We start from the raw sequence: 22982 nt of genomic DNA on the forward strand, positions 1-22982 counted from the left end.
CGTAAGCTGAACCCGCTATGGATACTCGCACCGGACTTCCCGTGGTCGGCATGGTTGGCGGCGGCCAGCTCGCCAGGATGACGCACCAGGCGGCCATCTCGCTCGGCCAGTCGCTGCGCGTGCTCGCGGCGGGAGAGAACGAATCGGCCGGGCTCGTCGCAGGCGAGGTCGTGTACGGCCACCACACCGACCTGGAGGCGCTGCGGTCGTTCGCGCGCGGGGTCGACGTGCTGACGTTCGACCACGAGCACGTGCCGGGCGAGCACCTGCTGACGCTGGCGATGGAGGGCGTCGTGGTCCGCCCCGGACCCGGCGCGCTGGCGTTCGCGCAGAACAAGCTGCTGATGCGCGAGCGCATGGCGGCACACGACTTCCCCGGCCCGGCGTTCGCCGAGGTGTCCGATGTGGACGACGTCCTCAAGTTCGGCGAGGCCCACTCCTGGCCGGTGGTCCTCAAGGCCGCGACCGGCGGGTACGACGGCAGGGGCGTGTGGATGGTCGACTCGCCCGCGGACGCGCGCGGCCTCGTGCCCGAGCTGCTGGACGCGGGCACCTCGCTGCTCGTCGAGGAGAAGGTCGCCATGCGCAGGGAGCTCTCGGCGCTGGTGGCCCGCTCGCCGTTCGGACAGGGCGCGGCCTGGCCCGTGGTGGAGACCGTGCAGTCGAACGGCATCAACACCGAGGTGCTGGCGCCCGCGCCCGGGCTGACCGCACGGCGGACGCAGGAGGCGCAGGACCTCGCGCTGCGGATCGCGACGGAGCTCGACGTCGTGGGCGTGCTGGCGGTGGAGCTGTTCGAGACCGACGGCGGACTGCTGGTCAACGAGCTCGCGATGCGCCCGCACAACTCCGGGCACTGGACGATGGACGGCAGCCGGACGTCGCAGTTCGAGCAGCACCTGCGCGCCGTGCTGGACTACCCGCTCGGCGTGACGGAGCTGCTCTCGCCGACCGTGATGGCCAATGTCCTCGGGGCGCCGGAGACCCCGGCGATGCGCCCCGACGAGCGGCTGCACCACCTGTTCGCGCGGTTCCCGGACGCGCGCGTGCACCTGTACGGCAAGGGTGAACGGCCGGGCCGCAAGCTCGGCCACGTGAACATGCTCGGCCCGCTGACCGACGAGCTGCGGCAGCGCGCCCGGCTCGCCTCGCACTGGCTGTCCCACGCCGAATGGCTCGACGGCTACCAGATCCACTGAGAGGTACGAAGATCGTGAGCAACCCCGTCGTCGGCGTCATCATGGGCAGCGACTCGGATTGGCCGGTGCTGGAAGCCTCCGGACAGGCCCTCGACGAGTTCGAGGTGTCCTACGAGGTCGGCGTCTACTCGGCGCACCGGACCCCGCAGCGCATGCTCGACTACGCGCGCAGCGCGGCGGACCGCGGGATCAAGGTGATCATCGCGGGTGCGGGGGGTGCCGCCCACCTGCCGGGGATGGTGGCCTCGGCGACGCCGTTGCCCGTGATCGGGGTCCCGGTGCCGCTGAAGTACCTCGACGGCCTGGACTCCCTCCTCTCGATCGTGCAGATGCCCGCCGGGGTACCGGTCGCGACGGTGTCGGTCGGCGGTGCCCGCAACGCGGGCTTGCTGGCGGTACGGATCCTGGCGGCAGGCGACGAGGCGCTGCGCGCCCGCATGTCGGCCTTCCAGGCCGACCTGGAGCAGCTCGTCCTCGACAAGGACGCCGCCCTCCGCGAGAAGCTGACCCACTGACGCCGCCGCGAGTCCTCCGCTCCAGCGCGCGAGTCGCGCACTCACGACGCCGAGTTGTGCGTTCGGGACGCCGAGTTCTGCGTTCGGGACTGCAGGCACGGCGCCGGACGGTCGGGAGTGCGGAACTCGCGGACCGGGTGTCAGGTGAGTTGCTTTCGGAGCTCGCGTTTGAGCACCTTGCCGGCCGCCGACACCGGAATCGCCTCGACGAAGTGCAGCTCCCGCAGCCGCTTGTACGGCACGACCCGCCTGTTCACGGCCTCCAGCAGCGCCTCCGCTTCCGCCTGCTCGTGCCCCGGGGCGCGCACGACGAACGCGACCGGCAGCTCGCCCGCCTCTTGGCTCCGCTTGCCGACCACCGCCGCCGCGGCGACCTGCGGCAACGAGATGAGCAGCTCCTCGAGCTCCCTCGGGTAGACGTTGTAGCCCTTGTAAAGCAGCATGTCCTTCTTGCGGTCCACAATGGATAGATAGCCGTCGTCGTCGAGCACTCCGATGTCGCCGGTGTGCAGCCAGCCGTCGACGAGCACGGCGGCCGTCTCCTCGGGCCGGTTGTGGTAGCCCTGCATGACCTGTGGTCCCCGGATGCACACCTCGCCGGGCAGGTTCGGCCCGACGGCCTCCTCGCCGCCCTCGGCCGCGACGATCTTGACCTCCGTGTCGAACGTCGGCACCCCGACCGCGCCGACCTTGCGGACGCCGGAACGCCACGTCGGCGAGAGCGTCGCGCCCATCGTCACCTCCGTGAGCCCGTAGCCCTCGGCGATCACCGCGTCGGGGAACCGCTCGCGCAACGCGTTGATCATCTCGTGGGGCATCGGTGCGGCGCCCGAGGTGATGGTGCGCACCGACGAGAGGTCGCTCGCGTGGAACTCCGGGCACGCGAGCAGGGCGGCGAACAGCGCGGGCGCGCCACCCATCGTGGTGACGCGCAGCCGCTCGGCATCGACCACATAGGACGGTGGGTCGAACCGCTGGTGCACTACCGCCGTGCCGCCGTTCAGCACGCTGACGTTCAGGGCGCCGATGGTGCCCATGGCGTGGAACCACGGCGTGAGGTTGATGCCGATGCCGGTGCCGAGCCGGATCGGCCACTCCTGCTCGGAGCCGATCTGGTCGAGGCCGGGGTTGCCCTCGTCGTCCACTGTCGGCACGCAACCGGAGCCCCAGCACGCGTACTGCAGCGTGTTGACGACGACGTTGCGGTGCGTGAGCCGAACCCCCTTCGACCGGCCCGTGGTGCCGCCCGTGTACGCGAGATGTGCGAGGTCGCTCGCCGGGTCGATGCGGACGTCGGGTGGGGTGGCGTCGGCGTGGGCGTGGAAGGCGTCGAAGTCGGCCTGCCCCTGCTCCACTGGCTGGTACACGAGGACGGTGCCGATGCCTGTGCCGTCCAGCGCCTTGGCAACTGGGCCGTAGGTCACCACCGCGACGGCGCCGCAGTCGGCGAGTTGCGCGGCGAGGTCCTGCGGCGGGAGCAACGGGTTGGCGGGGCTGAACGTGGCACCCGAGAGCAGCGTGCCGTAGTAGGCGACCGGGAAGGCGAGGCAGTTCGGCAGGTGCAGGGCGACGGTGTCGCCTGGTCCGATGCCGCGGTCCCGCAGTGCGTTGGCGAACCGGCACGCCTGGTCCCAGAGGCCGGTGAACGTGAGGTGCTGCTCGCCGTGCTGGAAGGCGGTCCGGTCGCCGTATCGAGCCGCCGCGCCTGCGAGCAGGGCGCCGACCGGGGCATCGGGGTAGGTGAGAGAGGAGGGGAGCCCAGGAGGTCGCAACGTCGTTGTGATCGACATCACTCGACAGTAGGGAGGGTGCGGCCAAGAACACAAGGATGACCTAGTAAACCGTCACTAACATCGACTGGTGGTAGCCGGATTGTCCCGATCGAAAGGTGGCGCAGGTGACCGACGGCCCTGGGCTTTACCAGCTCGCTGAGGAGCACGAAGAACTGCGCGCGGCTGTGCGTGCGCTCGCCGAAAAGGAGATCGCGCCCTACGCCGCCGAGGTGGACGAACAGGAGCGCTACCCCGTCGAGGCGAGCGAGGCGCTGGTCAAGGCCGGGTTCAACGCGGTGCACATCCCCGAGGAGTACGAGGGGCAGGGCGCCGACGCCATCGCGGCGTGCATCGTGATCGAGGAGGTGGCGCGGGTCGACGCGTCGGCCTCGCTGATCCCCGCCGTGAACAAGCTGGGCACGCAACCCATCCTGCTCTCGGCCTCCAGCGAGCTGAAGAAGCTCGTGCTGCCCTCGATCGCCTCCGGTGAGGCGTCCGCGTCCTACGCGCTCTCGGAGCGGGAGGCCGGGTCGGACACCGCGTCGATGCGCACCCGTGCCCGGCTGGACGGCGACCACTGGGTGCTCAACGGCACCAAGTGCTGGATCACCAACGCGGGCGAGTCGTCGTGGTACACGGTGATGGCCGTCAGCGACCCCGACGCGGAGAGGAAGTCCAACGGCATCTCGGCGTTCGTGGTGCACAAGGACGACCCCGGCTTCTCGGTGGGGCCCAAGGAGAAGAAGCTGGGCATCAAGGGCTCGCCGACGCGGGAGATCTACTTCGAGAACTGCACCATCCCCGCCGACCGGATCATCGGCGAGCCGGGTACCGGGCTGAAGACCGCACTGCGCACGCTCGACCACACGCGGCCGACCATCGGGGCGCAGGCGCTGGGTATCGCACAGGGCGCGCTGGACGCGGCGGTGGCCTATGTCAAGGAGCGCAAGCAGTTCGGCAAGGCGATCGGCGAGTTCCAGGGCGTGCAGTTCATGCTCGCCGACATGGGCACGAAGATCGAGGCGGCCAGGCACCTCGTGTACGCCAGCGCGGCGGCGAGCGAACGCGGCGACGCACGTGCGGGGTTCATGGCCAGCGCGGCGAAGTCCTACGCGTCCGACATCGCCATGGAGGTCACCACCGACGCGGTGCAGCTCTTCGGCGGCGCGGGCTACACCCGTGACTTCCCGGTGGAGCGCATGATGCGCGACGCGAAGATCACCCAGATCTACGAGGGCACCAACCAGATCCAGCGCATGGTGATGGCGAGGAGCCTGCTCAAGGGCTGAGTGGTCTCGACCTGATGGTTCTTCGGGCTGCCGCGGTTGTCTCGCGGCCGCCCGGACGCCATGAGCGTCACTGCGCGCTGCTCCGACAGGCCTTACCGCGGATCCGGCGCGCTAGCCGGATTGGCCGGACCGGCCCGGGTCGGCGCCAAGGCGGGCGAGTACCTGCTCGCTGAGCACCACGTCGTGCGGCAACCGCTTGAGCCCGGCCGCCGTGACGTCGACGCCGTGTCGCTTGGCGGCGTGGGCCAGTGCGTTCCAGTGGTCGGTTTCCATGTCTTCCCGCGTGCGGTCGTCGAACGGCTCGTCGGGGCCGACGACGACGCGTGCGGTCGCGCGCAGGTCCTGGGCCGACGCCTCTGCCCAGCTCTGGGTGGTGCCCCAGCCGCGGTCGGCCAGCAGCACCACGCGGCGTCCGTCGGCGAGCTCGACCTCGTGCAGCGCCGACACCGAGACGGTGCCATCGCCTTGGTCGTCGGCGTCGACGGACGTCACGAGACGGGTCACCGCGGTCATGTGAGCCCGCCGAACCGGTCAGCGAGGTTGCGGTGGCGAGCCGTGGCGAACCGCAGCCGCTGCGCGCGGGTGTAGTCCCGGCAGGGCAGGCAGGTGACGGTCTCCGGGCGAGGGGACGTCATCACATACGGCACCGTGCTGCCGCAGCCCGTGGTGAGCGTGCTCGGCAGCTCACCGACCAGTCCGATCGTGGACGCGACCAGGTTCCGGGCCGCGGCATCGCCGTGGACCACGTCTCGGCCGACGTGCACGTGGGGGTCGCTCATGTCCTGCCAGCCTAGGGCGGAACTACACAGTGTGGCGCTTGCGGGCCAGCAGGAAGGCCTGCGGTGTGGTCTCCGCGTACTTGCCCTCCTCGTCCGGTTCCCTCACCAGCCGGGCGCGCTCCTCGAAGCCGGCCTCACGCAGCAGGCCGGCCACCTCGTCCGGGTGCCGCTGGTGGAAGTCGAGCGACACCTCGTGGCCGCCCGCGTCGGTCCGGTGCAGCAGGCCCTCACCTGCCGGGAACGCGAGCTGCAGGTGACCGCCCTCGGCCAGGACGCGGTGGAACTCGGCGAAGACGGCCGGTAGCCGATCCGGCGGGACGTGCATGATCGAGTACCAGGCCACGATCGCACCGAGCGAGCCGTCCCCGGCCTCCAGCTCGGTCATCGAGCCCACCTCGAACCGCAGATCCGGATGCCTGCCGCGGGCCTGTGCGACCATGCCCGGCGAGAGGTCGATGCCGAACACCCGTAGCCCCAGCCCGTGCAGGTGTGCGGTCACGCGGCCGGTGCCGCAGCCGACGTCGGCGACCAGGCCGGAGCCGGCGAGCTCCGCGAACCCGCTGAGCACGGCGCGGTCCAGCGGCTTCGCCGCCAGCTCGTCCTCGATCCACCCGGCGAAGTCGGCGGCGATCGTGTCGTAGGACGCGCGGGTACGGGCGAGGAAGTCCGGTTCGCTCACGAATCGCACCGTAGTCGCCGTGAACCACCTGCGACCAACGGATTCCGTTTGCGGCGCGTGACAGGATCTCCTCGTGACGACTTGGTCCGGACCTCTTGAGGTCACCCCGGTCTCCGTCCACGACGCGGAGGCCGAAACGCTGCTGCGCACGTACTTCGCCGACGTGGCGAGCCGCTACTACGGCCGCCCCGCGACGGAGGCCGAGCTCGACGAGGCGATGGCGGAGGATCCCAGCGACGAGCTGGCGCCACCACACGGCACGCTGCTGCTTGCGCGGCTCGATGGCGCCGCCGTCGCGTGCGCGGGCCTGCGACGGCACCGGGACGGCTTCGCCGAGCTCAAGCGCATGTTCGTGTTGCCGGGGTTCCGGGGTCGTGGCATCGCCGCGCTGCTGCTGGCCGCGATCGAGCGCGCCGCGCGTGAGCTGGGCGTTTCCGTCATCCGCCTGGACACGCGCGCCGATCTGGTCGAGGCCCGCAGCCTCTACGCGAAACACGGCTACCGGGAGATTCCGGCCTACAACGCCGAGCCGTACGCCGAGCACTGGTTCGAGAAGAAGCTTTCCTGACGCGTCACCGTCGCGGTGAGGTTCTTTCCATCCGCTTTACCTGCCCTGGCTACCCTGGGGACCGTTAGTTGAAAGTTCAGCTAAGACGGTATAGGGGTTGGTTCGGACAATGTTCACCAGGGTTCAGGACGTCGCGGCGCTCATCGGGCGCATCGGCGTCGCGGTGGTGTTCCTCGCGCACGGGCTCGACAAGTGGGAGATGGGCGTCGGCGGCACCACCGACATGATGTCCGCGACCGGTATCCCGCTGCCGGCGCTGAGCGCGCTGTTCGTCATCGCCGTCGAGGTGATCGGCTCGATCCTGTTCATCGTCGGCTTCGCGCTGCCGCTCGTGGGTCTGGGCTACGCCATCACGGGACTCGGCGCTGTGTTCTTCGTCCACCTCGACGCCGGGCTCACCGGTCAGGGCGGCTACGAGCTGGTGCTGGTGCTCGCGCTGGCGGGTCTGGCGCTGGGATTCAACGGCGGACGGCTCTCGCTCGACCACCTGATCGTCGGCCGCAGGAAAGCGGCAAAGACTCAGGACGCCGAGCTGCAGGCCGCGTAGCGGCGGCCGAACCCCGGTCTCCCTCAGCGCCGAGGGGGACCGCTCAGGTCAGGTCCACCGTCGTGCGCTCGGCTTCGCGGTGTGCGACGAGCCTTTCGGGCGTGGAGCCGGTGACCTGAACCAGATGCGCTCCCACCACGAGCGGCGCCAGCAGGGCGTCGAGCACCCCGTCCGGCAACGTCCAGTCCCTCGTCGAGAGCACCCGGGCGCCCTCACCGATTCCCAGCTCACCCGCCCTCGCGCGCGCCCGCGCGAGCACGTCGTCCACGGTCGAGCCCAGCAGCGCGGGCGTGTCGCCGGCGATGGGCACGAGCGGCGAGAAGTCGTCGCCGGCGAGGCGCGCCTCCGATAGGTAGTCCAGTGCCCCGGAGGGCACGGACCCGCCGAGACCTCGGCCGAGCGGGTCGAGCGCGACCACCGCGGTGGCCTCCGCCTTGCCCGCGATCCCCTCGGGGCCGACGAAGGCGATTCGTGCTCCCGCCGCGTCCGCGACCACGTGCGCCCCGCACCACCACGCGCCGAGCAGCACGCCTGCCGTCTGCCAGTGGGCGGGCAGCTCCACGGCCACCTCGTCACCCTCCTCCACGTCGAACTCCTCGACCAGCCAGTTCGCCGTCTTGGCTGCCCAGTTGGCGACCGTCGCGACCGACAACTCGATCCGGCTGCCCAGCGCGTCGTCGTAGTGCGTCACCAGCGGCCGGGCCGAGGACTTCAGCAGGGGACGGAGGAGATTCTCGGTGAGGCTCACGACATGAATGTAACTGCCTTCCCGTTGGGTGGTGGGTGCGCGGGGCCAGGGTGGCGCTCGGTCCGTGCGGGACACCCGCCGCCGGGTTCCTGCGGGACACCGAGCCCGAGGCATGTGTTGGCGAAGACCCGAGTACGGCCCAGTACGAGGACGAACCGGCGCCTTGCCAGCGGAAACCTGGATCCACCGACTCAAGCAACAGACTTCCGGCGGAGGGCACTAGTTCACGCACGGCACGGCCGCGCGCACCGGCGAACCCGCGGGCGCCGAGCCTCCGCCCGACGGCTGCTGCTGCCCGCCACTGACCAGGTTCTTGACGAACCGGCGCACCTCGCCCACGTCGACGGTGATGATGCTCTGCCCGTCCTTGCTGCGGGCGCCGACCTGCTTCACGGGGATGGTCACGAACTCCATGTCGCCCGTGGCGATGCCCTTGGCCTGCTCGGCGAACTGCAGCAGGTCGAGCCCGGGGTCGAGCACGAGCGAACGGCGCACGGTTTCGGTGAGCTGGTTCAGCCGCTCGGCGTTGGTCAGCGTGCCCGCCGAGAGCACCTGGTTCAGCGCGGACGAGAGGAACACCTGCTGGCGGACGATGCGGTCGAGGTCGCCCCTCGGCAGGTTCTTGCGCTGGCGGACGAACGACAGCGCCTCGCCGCCGGACACCACCTGCGGGCCCGCCGCGAAGTCGGCGCCGGAGTCCTTGTCGGCGGTGGCGCTGTTGAGGCAGACCTCGATCCCGCCGAGGGCGTCGGTGAGCAGGTAGAACCCGAGCAGGCTGATCTCGGCGTAGTGGTCGATGCGGATCTGGGTGAAGTCCTGGACGGTCCGCACGAGCGCCCTGCGCCCGGCCTGGTTCGAGTCGCGTTCGATCCGCGCCCCGTCGGTCATGCCCTCGGCACGCAGCCGGTCGGCCTCCTCGACCTTCGCGGCGCCGTACGCCGAGTTGATCTTGGCCTTGCCGCCCTGTGGGACGTCGACCCACGTGTCCCTCGGGATCGAGACGCCGGTCGGTTTCCCCCCGTCCTTCGGGATGCGCAGGATGATCAGGGTGTCGGTGTTGACGCCCGCCTTGTCCTCCGTGCGCAGTTCCCTGAGCATGCCGAGCGGCAGCGGGTTGCCCTGCATGTCGGTGCGGGAGTCGGCGCCGACGAGCAGGATGTCGGTGGCGCCGTCGTCCTGCGGGGGTGGCGGGGGCGCCCCCGGGTCGTCGCCGAGGTTCTGCTGCAGCGCGTCCGTGGTCTGCACGTTGTCCTGCAGGTCGTCCAGGGCCAGGTAGGCATAACCTGTGGCGACCAGCGCGATCACCGACAGCAGCGTCACCACCGTGCGGTTGGCGCCCCGCAGCACCGAACGAACCCTGCCGCGCGGAGGCGACGGCTCCGGCGCGGGACGGGGTCGCGGATACGGCGTCGGAACCGGGCGCGCGGGAACCTCGGCAGGCTCCGCTTCACCCCGTTCTCCGGCCTCGCGCTCGTCCACGCTGGCTCCTCCCCACCCCGCGTGCGATCCGGACGGTCAGCTTAGTTGACGCAGGGCACGTCACCGGCGGTTATCGGCTCGTCGGGCGGGTCATCCTTACCCTCGTCCTGCGGCGTCTGCGTGCGGTGCGGGGGCGCGAAGAACTGCGGCTCCTGGCCCGCGTGGTTCGCGGGCGTGGTCCCGGTGGTGGCCGGCTCGAAGTCGGTGCCGAACAGCACCTGGAGCTGGCCGGCGGGCACGGTCGCGTCGGGCTCGGCGGCCAGTTCGGTGCCGAGCGCCTGCCGCAGTAGCTCCACCCCCGCCTCGTCGCCGGGCGCGTACCGCACCACGGTGTGCGCCTGTGGGTCCATTGTGGCCGAACTCTCGCCGAGGAAACCGTGCTGCCGCAACTGTTCCCGCATCTGCTGGCCGAGCTCGTCGGCTCCCGAGGCGTTGTAGATCTCCACCGTGTAGGCCTCGGCGCCGGGGATGGTCGCGGGGGCGGCAGACCCGTCCGACGGTGTTTCCGTCTCCGTCTCCGTCTCGTGGGAGATGAGCCCGTCGACGAACCGCCGCACCTCCTGGACGTCGATCTCGAGCACCGAGGCGCCGCCGATCCAGGTGTTGCCGACGACGGGGATGGTACGGAACTCGACGTTGTCGCCGCTGAGGTTGCGCATCTGCGCGGCGAACTGCAGCAGGTCCCAGTCCTCGGAGAGCACCACGGACTTCTGCACGGCGCCGACGACCTCGCCGATCTTGCCCGGGTCGAACAATACGTCGGTGGAGAGCATCTTGCGGACCAGGCCGGAGAGGAACGCCTGCTGCCGCGCGATGCGGTCGAGGTCGCCGTTGGGCAGTTCGTAACGCTGCCGGACGAACGCGAGCGCCTGCACACCCTGGATGGTCTGCCTGCCCGCGGGGAGGTTGATGCCGGAGTTTCGCTCGCGGACCGCTTCGCGCAGGCACACCTCGACGCCGCCGAGCGCCCTGGTCACCTCGTAGAAGCTCGCCAGGTTCACCTCGGCGTAACGGTCGATGAGGCCCGGCTTGCCCAGCAGTTGCTCGATGGTGGCGATCAGGTTCCTGCGCCCCGCGACCTTGGCCTCCTCGTCGATCTGCTCCAGATCGGTGCGGCCCTGTTCCTGCAGGGTCTGGAAGGTGTCGTTGTAGGCGTAGACGAACGCGCTGTTGAGCTTGTGCGTGCCGTAGCCGCCCGCCAGCTCCACCCAGGAGTCGCGGGGGAACGAGATCGCCGAGGCGCGCGTGCCGTCCTGGGGGATGTGCACGAGGATCATCGTGTCGGTCTGGCGCTCGCCGTTCGCCTCGCCCGCGTGCAGCCGGTCGAGCACCTCCTGCGGCAGCGGGTTGCCCTGTGCGTCGGTGCGGCTGTCCTGACCGACGAGGAGGATGTCGATCGCCCCGTCGAGCGGCTCGGCCCGGAGGTTCTCGTCGCCGTCGAACACGTCCGTGGTGGTGACGCCGTCGTTGACGTTGCCGATGAACTGCCAGACGTACCAGGTCAGGGCCAGTACGGTGACGGAGAGCAGCGAGATGACGACCTTGCCTCCGCGCAGGGCGAACGTGCCCACACGTCCCCTGCGGGCCACCGTGGGCGCCTCGACCGGTCCCCGACGCCAGCCGGTCACGTGCGCTCCTCCCAGTCGGTCCCAGGATTCACATTACTGATGTACTTGTGAGACGACCGTTCGATCGCGAAACGTTGCCTGGATGTTGCGTATGCCGGACGGAGCGTCGTGGCAGACTGCGCGGACGACCACGGGAGGAAACAGACATGCGGGTCCTGGTGACCGGAGGTGCCGGGTTCATCGGTTCGCACTACGTGCGGCAGGCGCTCTGCGGGGAGTATCCGGCACTGCGGGACGCCGAGATCCTCGTGCTGGACAAGCTGACCTACGCGGGCAGCGAGACCAATCTCACGCCCGTCGCCGACAGCCCCCGGCTGCGTTTCGTCCGCGGCGACATCTGCGACCCGACCGTGGTCACCGAGGTGATGCGCGACGTCGACCTGGTCGTGCACTTCGCCGCGGAGTCCCATGTGGACCGTTCGATCCTCGGTGCCGCGGACTTCGTGCTCACCAACGTCCTCGGCACGCAGACCCTGTTGCAGGCGGCGTACGACGCGGGCGTCGGCAAGTTCGTGCACGTCTCGACCGACGAGGTGTACGGCTCGATCGACGAGGGCTCCTGGGCCGAGGACCACATCCTCGAGCCGAACTCCCCGTACTCGGCGTCGAAGGCGTCGTCGGACCTGCTCGCCCGGTCCTTCCACCGCACCTACGGCCTGCCGGTGTGCGTCACGCGGTGCTCGAACAACTACGGCCCGTACCAGTTCCCCGAGAAGGTCATCCCCCTCTTCGTGACGAACCTGCTCGACGGGCAGCCCGTGCCGCTCTACGGTGACGGCCTCAACGTTCGCGACTGGCTGCACGTGGACGACCACTGCCACGGCATCCAGCTGGTCGCCGAGAAGGGAAGGGCCGGCGAGATCTACAACATCGGCGGTGGCACGGAACTCACCAACCGCGAGCTGACCGAGCGGCTGCTCGCCGCTGTCGGCGTCGGCTGGGAGATGGTGCGGCCGGTGGAGGACCGCAAGGGTCACGACCGCCGCTACTCCGTCGACATCACGAAGATCAGTACCGAACTGGGCTACGAGCCCAGGGTCGACTTCACCAGCGGTCTGGCCGACACCGTGCGCTGGTACACGGAGAACCGGGCGTGGTGGGAGCCCCTCAAGGGGCGGGCCGCGCTCACGGAAGGGTGATCAGTCTTGGCGAAACTGGCCTTGTTCGTACCCGGGGGCAGCGGGCAGCTCGGCCGTGACCTCGCCGCGCTCGCGAACGACGACGTCGACGTGCGCGCCCCCGGCTCGGCCGAGCTGGACGTGACGCAACCGGGCGCGGTGGTGGAGGCCGTCACGGAGCTGGCGGCCTCGGCCCGCGAGTCGGGCCGGTTCCCCGTCGTGGTCAACGCCGCCGCCTACACCGCGGTGGACAGGGCCGAGGAGGACGAGGCGAGGGCGTTCGCGGTGAACGCCGACGGGCCGAGGGTGCTCGCGGCCGTGTGCTCGTCTCGCCGCGTGCCGCTGGTGCACGTCTCCACAGACTACGTCTTCGCAGGCGACGCCGATGCTCCGTACGAACCGGACGCGCCGCTCGGGCCCCGCACCGCCTACGGCCGTACCAAGGCAGCAGGCGAGGACGCCGTGCTCGGCTCCGGCGCGCAGGCGTGGATCGTGCGCACGGCGTGGGTGTACGGCGCGAACGGTCCCAACTTCGTGAAGACCATGGCGCGCCTGGAAAAAGAGCGCGACACGCTGTCCGTTGTGGACGACCAGCGTGGGTCGCCGACGTGGTCGGCCGACCTCGCCGCCGGCCTGCTCGAGCTGGCGGGCCGGATCGCCGAGGGCGACGGCCCCTCGCGGAAGGTGCTGCACTGTACCGGTGCCGGTGACACGACGTGGTGCGGGTTCGCGCGGGCGATCTTCGAGGAGCTCGGCGCCGACCCGGAGCGCGTGGGGCCGTGCACCACGCAAGAGTTCCCGCGCCCGGCGCCGCGGCCCGCCTACTCGGTGCTGTCCAACGCCGCGTGGAGCGACGCGGGTCTCACGCCGCTGCGCCCGTGGCGCGACGCCCTGCGCGCCTTCTTCGCCGATCACGCGGCGTCACTGAAGTAGCGCGCCCCCACTGCCCCCCCAAGGCCACCTTTGTTGCGCCCACCCGTCTCCCGCCACCACCCGAACGGAGACGCTGCGCGTCGCAGTGTTCGATCAATGCAACAAAGGTGGCCTTGGGGAGCGTTAGGGGGCGATCAGGTGGGTGATGGCGGTGCCTGCGGTGAGTAGCGAAACGGTGCGCTGGGCGATGGTCGTCAGCCGGTCGTGCAGAGTTTCGGCTAGGTCGTCGAGATCGGCATGCCTGCGTACCGCCTCGATCGTCCGGCGCACGTCCGGGATCCGGTAGCCTGCGGCCCGCAGCGCCGCGGCGATCCGTGCCTCTCGGATGGCGGCGGGCGGATAGCGCCGCGCTGCCTGCGAGGTGACCCGCTCGGGCACGACGAGCCCCTCCTGCTCCCAGAAGCGCAGCGTGGAGGAGCGGACTCCGAGCGCGTCGGCGAGCTGGGTGATGGACATGGGCTCCTCGTCCGCCTCCACCGGAGCCTCGGCCTGGATCGCGCGCACCGCTGAGAGGGCCGCCAGCACGTCCCGGCGTTCCTTCGCGAGGAGGACGTGCAGCTCGGACACGCGCGCGGCCGCCTCCGCGAGCGGTAACGCCCGCACGTCGCGCAGGGTCTGGCGGGCGACGACCGGGCCGACGGCCGTCGCCAGGGAACGGTAGGCACGCAGCGCCAGCAGGTGCTCGTCGGTGAACTGCCGGTAGCCGTTCGCTCCTCGGCCGGCTGGAGGGATGACGCCGAGGCGTTCCAGGTCGCGCACCTGCTGGACGGAGTAACCCGAGGCCGTCGCGAGCTGCGCCGTCCGGTAGTGGCTCACGAAACCCTCCATAAGCGCTTCAACCTCACACTTGAACCATGATGATCCAGCAGATCCTCGACACGGTCACTTCGTTCGACCGCGTACTGGTGCTCGCGCCGGACGCGTCCAGCGGCGCTCCCGAGATCGCGTGGGGTGACTACTTCTTCTACTACGCCCCGGACGGCCGGGTCCCGGCGAACGTGCAACCCTACGGAACGATCGTGACGAAGAACTACCCCGGTGACACCGAGTCCGACCTCGAGGCGGAGGACCGGTGGAGGGTGAACATCCACGTCGGCCGAACCGCGCTAGAGCGGCTCACTGGGCAGGGCGTCACGGACCCCGCGGAGCCCGACGTGGTGCTGCCGCATCCCGTCTACGGCAGGCAGGGATGGATCGCGGTGGTCAACCCCGGTGAGCGGACGTCGGCGCAGGTGCTCGACCTCCTGCGCGACGCGCACGAGCGGGCCAAGGACCGGGTAGTGCGAAAGCTCGGTTAACCCTCGACGGCACGGCGGTACGCGGCGACCGTGGTCTCGGCGCAACGCCGCCACGTGAAGCTCGCCGCGTGCGCCCTGCGCGTGGCCGCCGTCGACGCGGCGTTGGGCTCCGACACCGCGGCCCGCAGCTCGGTGGTGAGCCCGTCGACGTCGCCGTACTCGACGAGGTGGGCGAACCCGCCCGACACCTCGCGCAGCGCGGGCACGTCGGTGCACACCACGGGCACGTCGCACGCCATGGCCTCCAGCACGGGCAGCCCGAAGCCCTCGTCGCGCGAGGGCAGCACGAGCGCCGACGCACCGGCGACCACGCGCTGCAGGTCCAGATCGGACAGATAGCCGACGTGCTGGGTGCGTTCGGTCGCCGGGAAGGTGCCGGGGCCCGCGAACACGAGCGGCGGCAGGTCAGCGTCAGCCGTGTGCGCCTTGAGCAGCCAGTCGAGACCCTTGCGAGGGCCCGCCGCCCCGGCGAACAGCAGGTAATCGCGCGGCAGGCCGAGCCGGTCGCGGATCTGCTGGCCCGGTGGCCTGCCCGTGAACCAGCCCGCGTCGACACCGAGCGGGGTCACGTCGATCTTCGCGCGGTCGACGTCGAGTCGCTCTGCCACGGCGTCGGCGACGGCGGCGGTCGGCGTGCAGATCACGTCGGCGCGCGCCGCTCCGCGCCGCACCAGCTCCGGCAGCTCGGCGTCACCGGGTGCCAGCTCGCCGGGTGCGTCGAAGAACGCGAGGTCGTGGATGGTGAGCACACCGGCGGCGCGGAACGTGCCGGGCAGCACGAAGTTGGTGCCGTGCACCACGTCGGTGGCGCCTGCGAACAGCTCCACCGGAGGGAACGTCGAGCGCAGCCACGTCTTGCGCAGCAGCCGCGCCGCCACCGGCATGCCACGCGCCCGCACGCCGTGCGGCAGCACCGAACGGAGCTTGCGCCAGCCCCGCAACGTGAACGCCACGGCGCGGGTGTCCACACCGGACAGTGAGGCCAGCTCCTCGGACAGCGAGGCGGTGTAGCGGCCGATGCCGGTCCGGTCGCCGAGCAGGGGAGTGCCGTCGAGCAGCACCCGCAGTTCCCGCCTAGCCACGGCGCAGCCCACGCCTGGCGAGCTTCTTGACCCGGCCGCCCGCACGCCGCGCGAGCTCGACCGGCCCTCCCTCGGCGAGGTACTCCTTCACCAGCGCGAGGTCGCGGCGGACGAGTTCCTTGCCTCGCACCGGTTCCCCCGGTGCGAGGTCGGCCGCGCCGGGCAGCCGGTCGGCGGCGGGGCGGGGGTCCCGGCAGAACTCCACGAGCGGCTCCAGCACCACCGGCCACGTGTAGCGCTGAGCGACCCGTTCGATGCGCTCGCGGCACGCCTTCGCGAACTCGGTGTCGTAGAGGCAGCGTTCCAGCGCGTCGGCCAGCGCCTCGGTGTCCTCGGCCGGGACGACGACGCCCAGCCGTTCCTCGCGCACGAGGTCGGCGAAGGCGTCGCCGTCGGTGGTGACGATCGGCAGCCCCGACCACAGGTAGTCGAGCACCCGCGTGCGGAACGCGAACGTGGTCTCGACGTGCTCGAAGTGCGTGGTGACGCCGCAGTCGGCGTCGAGCAGCCAGTTCTGCCGCTCGTCGTAGGGCACCCACTGCTCGTTGAAGAAGACGTGCTTGCCGGTGAGCCCGAGCGAGTCCGAGAGGCGGACGGTCCGCGCGCCGATGTCCATCTCTGCGACCTCGGGGTTCGGGTGCCGCATGCCAAGGAAGACCAGGCGCACGTCGGCGCGGCGGCTGCTCAGCCGCTCGATCGCGCGCACGAGTGTCAGCGGGTCGAACCAGCTGTAGACGCCGCCCGCCCACAGCACGACGTGGTCGGTCTCGGCGATCCCGTCGAGGTTCGCGCGCAGGCCGGGGCCGGTGCGGCGCGGCGCCCTCGGCGAGAGGCCGAACGGCACCACCGACAGCAGCGACTGCGTGGTGGGGTCGGCGTCGTAGAGCCGGGGCGTCAGCCTGCCCAGCGCGGCGAGGTGCCCGAGCCAGAAGTGCCGCTGACGCTGCGAGGCGCACAGGAAGAAGTCACCGCGCTCCAGCTGCGCGTCGAGCACCTTCGTGACGCCGGCCAGGTCGGCGGCCCGCTTGTCGTCGGGCGCGTCCTTGCCCTGTTCGAGCAGCTCGAGGTGCATCGGGTCGTAGAGGTCGCACACCACGATCTTGTGCGCGTACTCCTTCTTCAGCGCCGGGGCCAGTTCCAGCACGTGCCCCTGCAGGATCACGATGTCGGCCCACGCGAGCGGCTCGCTCAGGTCACGCCTGCGGGCCGCGCTGACCTGGAACGGCGCGGGCGGCGGATCGGCGAGTGGGTTCACGGTCACCAGCCGGACCTCGTGCTCGCCCGAGAGCACCTCGGCGATGTTCCATGCCCTGATGGCGGGGCCTGCCATGCGCTCGGTGATCGCGTCGCCGGTGATCACGAGGACTCTGCGGCGCTTGCCGAACGCCTGCTCGATGCCGAACGCCGACACGAGGATGTCGTGCGCGGCGAGGTAGCGCGGCAGCGGATAGGCGGGCTCCAATGCGTTGCGCAGCAACGGAAGCAGGTCGGCATCGGTGCGCACGCGCGCGGCCTGCTCTGCCTCGCGGGCCTCGGCGAGCGAGGGCAGCAGCTCCACGAACTGGTCGACGGCGAGCACCCCGGCGAGCGTGCTCCTCGGCACAGGCACCGGGCCGGTCTCGGCGGGGCCGACGCCGCGTTCGAGGTCCAGCTGCGTGGGGTCGAGCTCGCCCCTTGCCGTGGCGCGGCGCACGCTCAGGGCGAGCGCGGCCGGCAGCGCCTTCGCCAGAGTATCGTCGGAGAGGTTCTTGTAGAGCGCGCACAACGCGTTGCGCTCCAGCAGGAACGTCTCCCGCCCGCTGTCCGGTGTGTCCACTTCGGACATCGTGGCGTGGTGGCGGTGGTAGGCGAGCGACTCGGGGACGTAGCGCACCCGCCAGCCGCGCAGGTTCAGCCGCCAGCCGAGATCGACGTCCTCGTAGAACATGAAGAACCGCTCGTCGAACCCGTCCAGCTCGGCGAAGACGCTCGCCCGGACGAACATGGCGGACCCGGTGGCGAAGAGCACGTCCTTGGCGGAGTCGTGCTCGCCGGCCGGTACGTCGGCGATGGGTGTGCCCGCGTGCCGCTTGTAGCCCATGCCGAACCACGTGAGCCCGCCGTCGACGAAGTCGGTGCCGGTGCCGTCCCAGTCGAGGACCTTGCTCGCGACGGCGCCGACGGCCGGGTCGTCGCGCAGCGTGGCGACGGCGGCCTCGACCCAGTGCGGGCCGGGGCGGGCGTCGTTGTTGAGGAACGCGAGCACGGTGCCCTCGGCGTGCTTCGCGCCGAGGTTGCAGCCCCCTGCGAAGCCGAGGTTGCGGTCCGACTCGATCACCCGCACGCCCGGTGCGGCGGCCCGGATGCGGGCGGCGTCGACGCCGGGGGAGGCGTTGTCGACGCAGATGACCTCGAGCCGGGGGTAGTCGTGCTCGGCGAGCGCGCGCAGGCACGTGATGGTGTCGTCGGCGCCGCGGTAGTTGACCACGATCACCGAGACCAGCGGTTGTACCAAGGTCGCGCTCCCCTTTGTCTGCTTGGTCAGAGCTTATCGGCCCGCCCACCGCCGCCAGAGGACGCCTCGGCGGACGCTCGCGCGTCCACCGATCCCGGCGCGGGCCCACAGCGTCGCGGGCAGTCGCGCCGCGACCTCGGCGAGTACCCGGCAGCGGAGCCCCGTCCGGAAGTTGGCCGCGGAGGGCACGTCGTGGCGCAGGGGCAGCAGCGCCGTGATGGCGGCGAACCGCGCCAGCTCCCGCGCCGCCACGATCGCCGGGGCGCAGCGCACGAGCATGAGCAGCCGGTTGCGTTCGTTCCACCGGTGAAACAGGGGCGAGCCCGGCCGGGTGCTCGCGCCGTGCCGGTGCCGCGCGACGGCGTCCGGCGCCACGGCGACGTCCCACCCGGCGAGCCGCAGCCGCCACGCCGTGTCGGTGTCCTCGTAGTAGCAGAAGAAGGCGGCCGGGACCGAGCCCTCGGCCCGGAGCGCGTCGGTGCGCAGCAGCGCGGCGCCGCCGCAGAAGCCGAAGGGCTCACCCGGCGTGACCAGGTCGGCGCCGTGCCCGTCGGCGGTGAGGCGCACACCGAGCGACTGCGGGGTCCCGTCGGGGTACTCCAGCCGGGAGGCGACGGCGGCGACGCCCGGCCGCATTGCGTCCTCCAGCGCGGCCAGCCAGCCCGGTTCCGGCGCGGCGTCGTCGTTCAGCCACGCCACGTACTCGGTGTCCACAGCGGACAGCGCGGCCGCGAGCCCGCCCGCGTAACCGGCGTTGCGGGGCAGGCGCAGCACCTCCGGACGGGAGGGATGTTCCGCGAGCAGCCGGGCCGAACCGTCGTCGGAGGCGTTGTCCACGACCAGCGTCCGGTGTGGACGATCCTGTGCCGCGAGCGCGTCGAGGCAGTCGGTCAGGTGCGCGGCGCCACGCCAGGTGACGACGACGACGGTGGTTGCGGGCACGCGGGCAGAATAGCGGCGTGGGTGAACTCGTCGTGCTCGCAGAGCAGCTGCTGGCGCCCGTTCCAGGAGGTACGGGCCGCTACACCGCCGAGCTGCTGCGCGCGCTGGCGGAGACGGTGCCCGAGGGCTGGACGCTTTCCAGCGCCGTGGCGAGGCACGGCGACGTCGAGCCCGCCCGCGTCGAGGGCGTGCGGGGCCCCCTGCGGCTGCCGTTGCCGAGGAAGGCGCTGGTGGCGGCGTGGCAGTACGGCCTGCCGCTGTGGCCCGGCGGCACGGCGATGCACGCGCCGACCCCGTTGGCGCCGCCGCGGGCGGGCCGGGGCCGGACGCTGTCGGTGACCGTGCACGACACGGTGCCCTGGACCCATCCCGAGACGCTCACCCCGAGGGGAGTGGCGTGGCACCGGTCGATGATCACCAGGGCGGCGGCGAGGGCCGACGCGCTCGTGGTGCCCACGCACGCGGTCGCCCGTGAGCTGGCCGCGTATGTGCCGGGGGCCGAGGGCGCGCACGTGATCGGGCACGGGGTCACCGCGCTGCCCGATCGGGTGCCGATGGAGCTGCCGCCCCGGTACGTGCTCGCGATCGGCACCCTCGAACCGCGCAAGGGGATCGACGTGCTCGTGCGCGCCATGACCGGGCTCGACGAGCCGCTGCTGCTCGCGGGCCAGCCCGGCTGGGGCGGGCTCGACCCGCTGCGGCTCGCGGCGGAGGCAGGCCTGCGCGACGGTCAGGTCCGCGTGCTCGGCAGGCTGACCGACGCCGAGCTGGCGACCGTGCTGAGTTGCGCGACGGTGCTGGCCGCGCCCAGCCTCGCGGAGGGGTTCGGGCTGCCCCTGCTCGAGGCCATGGCGGCCGGGGTGCCGGTGGTCCACTCCGACGCTCCCGCGCTGGCCGAGGTGGCCGGGGGAGCGGGCCGCGTGGTGCCGCGTGGTGACGCTGTGGCGCTCGGCTCGGCGTTGCGCGAGGTCCTCGGCTCCGCCCAGACGGCGAAGGAGCTGGCCGAGGCCGGGCGGGCCAGAGCTGCCGCGTTCTCGTGGCGGGCCGCCGCCGAGGCGGTCTGGACGATCCACACCACGAGTTCGTTGGATCCTGTCCGGCCGGAGTCGCCGGGGCCGTAGTCTGCACGGGTGGCAGAACCACGCGTGTTGATCGACGCCACGGCCGTGCCGGCCGATCGTGGCGGCGTGGGTCGGTACGTCGACTCCCTCGTGGCCGCGCTCGACGTGGCCGGTGCCGACATCACCGTCGTGTGCCAGCCGAGGGACGTCCAGCTGTACGCCGAGCTGGCTCCGCGCTCGCGGGTGGTGGGCGCCGCCGAGTCGACCGCGACCAGGACGGCCCGCCTGACCTGGGAACAGACCACGCTGCCGAGGCTCGTCCGGAGACTCGGCGTGGACGTGGTCCACTCCCCGCACTACACGATGCCGCTCGCCAGCCGGGCGGCATCGGTCGTGACACTGCACGACGCGACCTTCTTCACGGACGCCGTGCTGCACTCCTCGGTGAAGGCCCGCTTCTTCCGTGCGTGGACCGCCACGGCCCTGAGCAGGGCATCGGTGTGCGTGGTGCCGAGTGCGGCGACCGCGGAGGAGCTGGCCAGGGTCACGCGCGTGCGGGGCGCGCAGGTGGAGATCATCCAACACGGGGTCGACGAGGAGCGGTTCCACCCTCCGTCACCGGAGGAGATCCGCGCGGCCCGCGACGCCGTGGGCCTCGGCGACACCCCGTACGTCGCGTTCCTCGGCGCGCTCGAACCCCGTAAGAACGTTCCCGCGCTGATCAGGGGCTTCGCGCTCGCGGTGGCCGACCGGCCGGAACCGCCCGCGCTGGTGCTCGCCGGGCAGCCCGGCTGGGACCGGCAGGTGGAGAACGCGCTCGACGCCGTGCCGCACCGGCTGCGCGTCATCCGCGCCGGGTACCTGCCGTTCGGCACGCTCGCCGGGTTCCTCGGCGGCGCCGACCTGGTCGCCTACCCGAGCCTCGGCGAGGGCTTCGGGCTGCCGGTGCTGGAGGCCATGGCATCGGGTGCGTGCGTGCTCACCACGCGCAGGCTCGCGCTGCCGGAGGTGGGCGGTGACGCGGTGGCCTATTGCGGCGTGGGCGCGGGCGATGTCGCGGCGGCCCTGAGCGAGCTGCTCGATGACCCGATGCGCAGGGCCTCGCTCGCCGAGGCCGCGCAGCGCAGGGCGAAGGACTTCTCGTGGGCCACGAGCGCCGAGCGTCATCGGGAGGCCTACGACCGCGCGTTCCACCGGCACCGCACCCGTGAGATGTGAGGTGACAGGGGGAAGAAGGAAGGGGTATGGTTGTCGGTGCGAAGCTCCTGTGGAGCCGAGTATGAGGGCCCGCGACGCGTCCGGACGGTCGTCTCGCGGGCCTTTCGCCTGTCCGGGCCTCATAGGCGCACGACCTCGGCGATGATGCCCGCGACGCGCCTGCGGTACTCGCCGCCCGCTCCGTGACACCAGGTCACCGCGTCAGCGATCCAGAGCAACGGCTCGGCCGTCGACTCGAAGTGTTCATAGGTCAGGTCGGTCTTCGACGGCCGGAACCCTAGTACCCGCTGCAGCGTTCGCTTGTCGTCGACATCGCGGTGCCCGCGCGAGTCGAGCACCAGCCGTCGCGCACCGACGTCGAGCAGGTCGCCCGCCAGCTCCTCCAGGCATCGCTGGCGAGCGTCTTCCTGGGCTTTCGGCGAGCAGCAGGCCGAGTAGATCCTCGTGGGCACACCGAGCCTGGCGATCCGGTCGGCGAGTTCACGTCTTCGCGGTGGTTTCTCCTTCTTGAAGTGCAGCTCCCGTGCTCCGGGCAGCAGCAGTCTGCTCAGCTCCCGGCGAGCGGGTCTGAGCTGAGCGGGTTCCACGATCGTCACTCCGAGCAGGTAAAGCCCGGTTCGCGTGGATTCGTCGACGAAGGCGTGCACCGTCATCCGGCCCATCTTGCCGTCGACCCCCGACAGGAGTGCGCACAAGGACCGGTCGGGAACTACCCACCGTGCCGGGTGCACAATGGCCGCGTGACCGAGCCGAAGACCTACGGCGACGGCGTCGCCGTGGTGACCGTGACGTACTCGCCAGGGGAGACGCTGGAGCGGTTCCTCGACACGCTCGCCAAGGCGACCGACCGCGACGTGCGGGTCGTCCTTGCCGACAACGGCTCCGTCGACGGCGCTCCCGAGAAGGCCGCCGAGCGCGAGAACGTGCACCTGCTTCGCACCGGCGAGAACCTCGGCTACGGCACCGCCGCCAACCGGGGCGTCGCCGAGCTCGACGACAGCGTCGGCTGGGTCGTCATCGCCAACCCCGATCTCGAATGGGACCCCGGCTCGCTCGACGCGCTTCTCGAGGTCGCCAAGCGCTGGCCGCGCGGAGGGGCGTTCGGTCCGCTCATCCGCGAGCCGGACGGCACCGTGTACCCGTCGGCGCGGCTGCTGCCCTCGCTCGGGCGCGGTGTCGGGCACGCGATCTTCGGCAAGATCTGGCGCGGCAACCCGTGGACCCGCGCCTATCGGCAGGAGACCGGGGAGCCGACGGAGCGCACCGCGGGCTGGCTGTCGGGTTCGTGTCAGCTCGTCCGGCGTGAGGCGTTCGACTCCGTCGACGGGTTCGATCCGCGCTACTTCATGTACTTCGAGGACGTCGACCTTGGCGACCGGCTCACGCGTGCGGGCTGGCTCAACGTGTACGCGCCGTCGGCCTCGGTGATGCACATCGGCGGGCAGGCCACGTCGAAGGCGTCGGCGAAGATGCTCGCCGCCCACCACGACAGCGCCTACCGTTACCTCGCCGACCGGCACCGCGGGCTGCTGTGGAAGCCGCTGCTGCTGGCGATCCGCGCGGGGCTGGCCGTCCGCCTGCGGCTGGAGACCCGCCGCGGCTGAGGCCACGCTCGACGGCAGCCGCAGTGAAG

23 protein-coding genes are annotated in these 22982 nt (G+C 71.3%); 11 read left to right on the forward strand and 12 right to left on the reverse strand.

The genetic code is table 11. The features are described 5' to 3' along the window. The first annotated feature begins 17 nt into the window (after positions 1-17). Complete coding sequence (locus DI005_RS18545; RefSeq protein ID WP_112275906.1) at positions 18-1199, forward strand: 5-(carboxyamino)imidazole ribonucleotide synthase; 1182 nt, start codon at positions 18-20, stop codon at positions 1197-1199. A gap of 14 nt (positions 1200-1213) precedes the next feature. Next, entirely contained in the window at positions 1214-1714 is a 501-nt protein-coding gene (gene purE / locus DI005_RS18550) for a 5-(carboxyamino)imidazole ribonucleotide mutase (RefSeq protein WP_233520193.1), read from the forward strand. Between the two features lie 140 nt (positions 1715-1854). Here the strand turns inward: purE and DI005_RS18555 are convergent, their stop codons facing one another. Further along, a complete protein-coding gene (locus DI005_RS18555) occupies positions 1855-3504 on the reverse strand; it encodes a class I adenylate-forming enzyme family protein (RefSeq protein ID WP_113642941.1) in 1650 nt (549 codons plus the stop codon). Positions 3505-3602: 98 nt separating this feature from the next. Here DI005_RS18555 and DI005_RS18560 point away from each other — a divergent pair, with 98 nt between their 5' ends. Then, on the forward strand, positions 3603-4775 hold the full coding sequence (locus DI005_RS18560; protein ID WP_199542962.1) for an acyl-CoA dehydrogenase family protein: 1173 nt from the start codon (positions 3603-3605) through the stop codon (positions 4773-4775). Positions 4776-4886: 111 nt separating this feature from the next. On the opposite strand, the gene DI005_RS18565 is transcribed toward DI005_RS18560, so the two are convergent. Genes DI005_RS18565 through DI005_RS18575 form a run of 3 tightly spaced genes read right to left on the reverse strand, consistent with a single transcriptional unit; the run spans position 4887 to position 6233 of the window. After that, positions 4887-5288, reverse strand: a complete 402-nt coding sequence (locus DI005_RS18565) for a hypothetical protein (RefSeq protein ID WP_113642943.1) — start codon at positions 5286-5288, stop codon at positions 4887-4889. Beyond that, complete coding sequence (locus tag DI005_RS18570; RefSeq protein ID WP_113642944.1) at positions 5285-5554, reverse strand: hypothetical protein; 270 nt, start codon at positions 5552-5554, stop codon at positions 5285-5287. Before DI005_RS18570 ends, DI005_RS18565 begins: the two co-directional genes overlap by 4 nt. Before the next feature lie 22 nt (positions 5555-5576). Next, on the reverse strand, positions 5577-6233 hold the full coding sequence (locus tag DI005_RS18575) for a class I SAM-dependent methyltransferase (RefSeq protein WP_113642966.1): 657 nt from the start codon (positions 6231-6233) through the stop codon (positions 5577-5579). A 73-nt stretch (positions 6234-6306) separates the two neighbouring features. Between DI005_RS18575 and DI005_RS18580 the strand changes: the two genes are divergently transcribed. Beyond that, the gene (locus DI005_RS18580; RefSeq protein ID WP_113642945.1) at positions 6307-6801 is read left to right on the forward strand and encodes a GNAT family N-acetyltransferase; all 495 of its coding nucleotides are present in this window, start codon (positions 6307-6309) and stop codon (positions 6799-6801) included. Between the two features lie 109 nt (positions 6802-6910). After that, positions 6911-7348: a DoxX family protein gene (locus tag DI005_RS18585; RefSeq protein WP_113642946.1), complete on the forward strand. Its 438-nt coding sequence runs from the start codon at positions 6911-6913 to the stop codon at positions 7346-7348. A 43-nt stretch (positions 7349-7391) separates the two neighbouring features. On the opposite strand, the gene DI005_RS18590 is transcribed toward DI005_RS18585, so the two are convergent. The 3 genes from DI005_RS18590 to DI005_RS18600 all read right to left on the reverse strand — a co-directional run bounded on the left by DI005_RS18590 (position 7392) and on the right by DI005_RS18600 (position 11203). Next, a complete protein-coding gene (locus tag DI005_RS18590; protein ID WP_113642947.1) occupies positions 7392-8096 on the reverse strand; it encodes a TIGR03089 family protein in 705 nt (234 codons plus the stop codon). A 219-nt stretch (positions 8097-8315) separates the two neighbouring features. Next, entirely contained in the window at positions 8316-9575 is a 1260-nt protein-coding gene (locus DI005_RS18595) for an LCP family protein (RefSeq protein WP_113642948.1), read from the reverse strand. Between the two features lie 41 nt (positions 9576-9616). Next, positions 9617-11203, reverse strand: coding sequence for an LCP family protein (locus DI005_RS18600; RefSeq protein ID WP_113642949.1), 1587 nt, complete (start codon positions 11201-11203; stop codon positions 9617-9619). 146 nt (positions 11204-11349) lie between these two features. On the opposite strand from DI005_RS18600, the gene rfbB reads away from it, so the two are divergent. Both rfbB and rfbD read left to right on the forward strand, forming a co-directional pair. Continuing rightward, the gene (rfbB, locus tag DI005_RS18605; RefSeq protein WP_113642950.1) at positions 11350-12342 is read left to right on the forward strand and encodes a dTDP-glucose 4,6-dehydratase; all 993 of its coding nucleotides are present in this window, start codon (positions 11350-11352) and stop codon (positions 12340-12342) included. A gap of 6 nt (positions 12343-12348) precedes the next feature. Next, entirely contained in the window at positions 12349-13254 is a 906-nt protein-coding gene (gene rfbD, locus DI005_RS18610) for a dTDP-4-dehydrorhamnose reductase (RefSeq protein WP_113642951.1), read from the forward strand. A 123-nt stretch (positions 13255-13377) separates the two neighbouring features. Here the strand turns inward: rfbD and DI005_RS18615 are convergent, their stop codons facing one another. Beyond that, complete coding sequence (locus DI005_RS18615; protein ID WP_233520194.1) at positions 13378-14070, reverse strand: MerR family transcriptional regulator; 693 nt, start codon at positions 14068-14070, stop codon at positions 13378-13380. 38 nt (positions 14071-14108) lie between these two features. Between DI005_RS18615 and DI005_RS18620 the strand changes: the two genes are divergently transcribed. After that, complete coding sequence (locus DI005_RS18620) at positions 14109-14552, forward strand: DUF6194 family protein (protein ID WP_199542963.1); 444 nt, start codon at positions 14109-14111, stop codon at positions 14550-14552. Here the strand turns inward: DI005_RS18620 and DI005_RS18625 are convergent. The 3 genes from DI005_RS18625 to DI005_RS18635 are packed head-to-tail and all read right to left on the reverse strand — an operon-like array spanning position 14549 to position 19070. Further along, positions 14549-15634 carry a glycosyltransferase family 1 protein gene (locus tag DI005_RS18625; protein ID WP_199542965.1) on the reverse strand — a complete coding sequence of 362 codons (1086 nt, stop codon included), beginning with the start codon at positions 15632-15634 and terminating at the stop codon, positions 14549-14551. The two genes, DI005_RS18620 and DI005_RS18625, sit on opposite strands and share 4 nt — an antisense overlap. After that, entirely contained in the window at positions 15627-18128 is a 2502-nt protein-coding gene (locus DI005_RS18630) for a glycosyltransferase (protein WP_113642954.1), read from the reverse strand. Before DI005_RS18630 ends, DI005_RS18625 begins: the two co-directional genes overlap by 8 nt. A 33-nt stretch (positions 18129-18161) precedes the next feature. Next, the gene (locus tag DI005_RS18635; protein ID WP_113642955.1) at positions 18162-19070 is read right to left on the reverse strand and encodes a glycosyltransferase family 2 protein; all 909 of its coding nucleotides are present in this window, start codon (positions 19068-19070) and stop codon (positions 18162-18164) included. A 17-nt stretch (positions 19071-19087) separates the two neighbouring features. On the opposite strand from DI005_RS18635, the gene DI005_RS18640 reads away from it, so the two are divergent. Together DI005_RS18640 and DI005_RS18645 are read left to right on the forward strand one after the other, a co-directional pair. After that, positions 19088-20191, forward strand: a complete 1104-nt coding sequence (locus DI005_RS18640) for a glycosyltransferase family 1 protein (RefSeq protein ID WP_113642956.1) — start codon at positions 19088-19090, stop codon at positions 20189-20191. A gap of 24 nt (positions 20192-20215) precedes the next feature. Continuing rightward, positions 20216-21349 carry a glycosyltransferase family 1 protein gene (locus DI005_RS18645; RefSeq protein ID WP_112276178.1) on the forward strand — a complete coding sequence of 378 codons (1134 nt, stop codon included), beginning with the start codon at positions 20216-20218 and terminating at the stop codon, positions 21347-21349. A gap of 119 nt (positions 21350-21468) precedes the next feature. Here the strand turns inward: DI005_RS18645 and DI005_RS18650 are convergent, their stop codons facing one another. Further along, the gene (locus DI005_RS18650; protein ID WP_112276180.1) at positions 21469-22002 is read right to left on the reverse strand and encodes a hypothetical protein; all 534 of its coding nucleotides are present in this window, start codon (positions 22000-22002) and stop codon (positions 21469-21471) included. 87 nt (positions 22003-22089) lie between these two features. On the opposite strand from DI005_RS18650, the gene DI005_RS18655 reads away from it, so the two are divergent. Then, entirely contained in the window at positions 22090-22953 is an 864-nt protein-coding gene (locus DI005_RS18655) for a glycosyltransferase family 2 protein (protein WP_199542968.1), read from the forward strand. Positions 22954-22982: the final 29 nt, after the last annotated feature.

The organism is Prauserella sp. PE36 (assembly GCF_003311655.1).
GTDB classification, from domain to species: Bacteria; Actinomycetota; Actinomycetes; order Mycobacteriales; family Pseudonocardiaceae; genus Prauserella_A; species Prauserella_A endophytica.

Bases quoted from the DNA above. Each gene is read 5' to 3' on its own strand.
- DI005_RS18620 (WP_199542963.1), top strand. From the start codon at position 14,109: ATGATGATCCAGCAGATCCTCGACACGGTCACTTCGTTCGACCGCGTA.
- DI005_RS18650 (WP_112276180.1), bottom strand. From the start codon at position 22,002: ATGACGGTGCACGCCTTCGTCGACGAATCCACGCGAACCGGGCTTTAC.
- DI005_RS18570 (WP_113642944.1), bottom strand. From the start codon at position 5,554: ATGAGCGACCCCCACGTGCACGTCGGCCGAGACGTGGTCCACGGCGAT.
- DI005_RS18555 (WP_113642941.1), bottom strand. From the start codon at position 3,504: ATGTCGATCACAACGACGTTGCGACCTCCTGGGCTCCCCTCCTCTCTC.
- DI005_RS18545 (WP_112275906.1), top strand. From the start codon at position 18: ATGGATACTCGCACCGGACTTCCCGTGGTCGGCATGGTTGGCGGCGGC.
- DI005_RS18585 (WP_113642946.1), top strand. From the start codon at position 6,911: ATGTTCACCAGGGTTCAGGACGTCGCGGCGCTCATCGGGCGCATCGGC.
- DI005_RS18565 (WP_113642943.1), bottom strand. From the start codon at position 5,288: ATGACCGCGGTGACCCGTCTCGTGACGTCCGTCGACGCCGACGACCAA.
- rfbB (WP_113642950.1), top strand. From the start codon at position 11,350: ATGCGGGTCCTGGTGACCGGAGGTGCCGGGTTCATCGGTTCGCACTAC.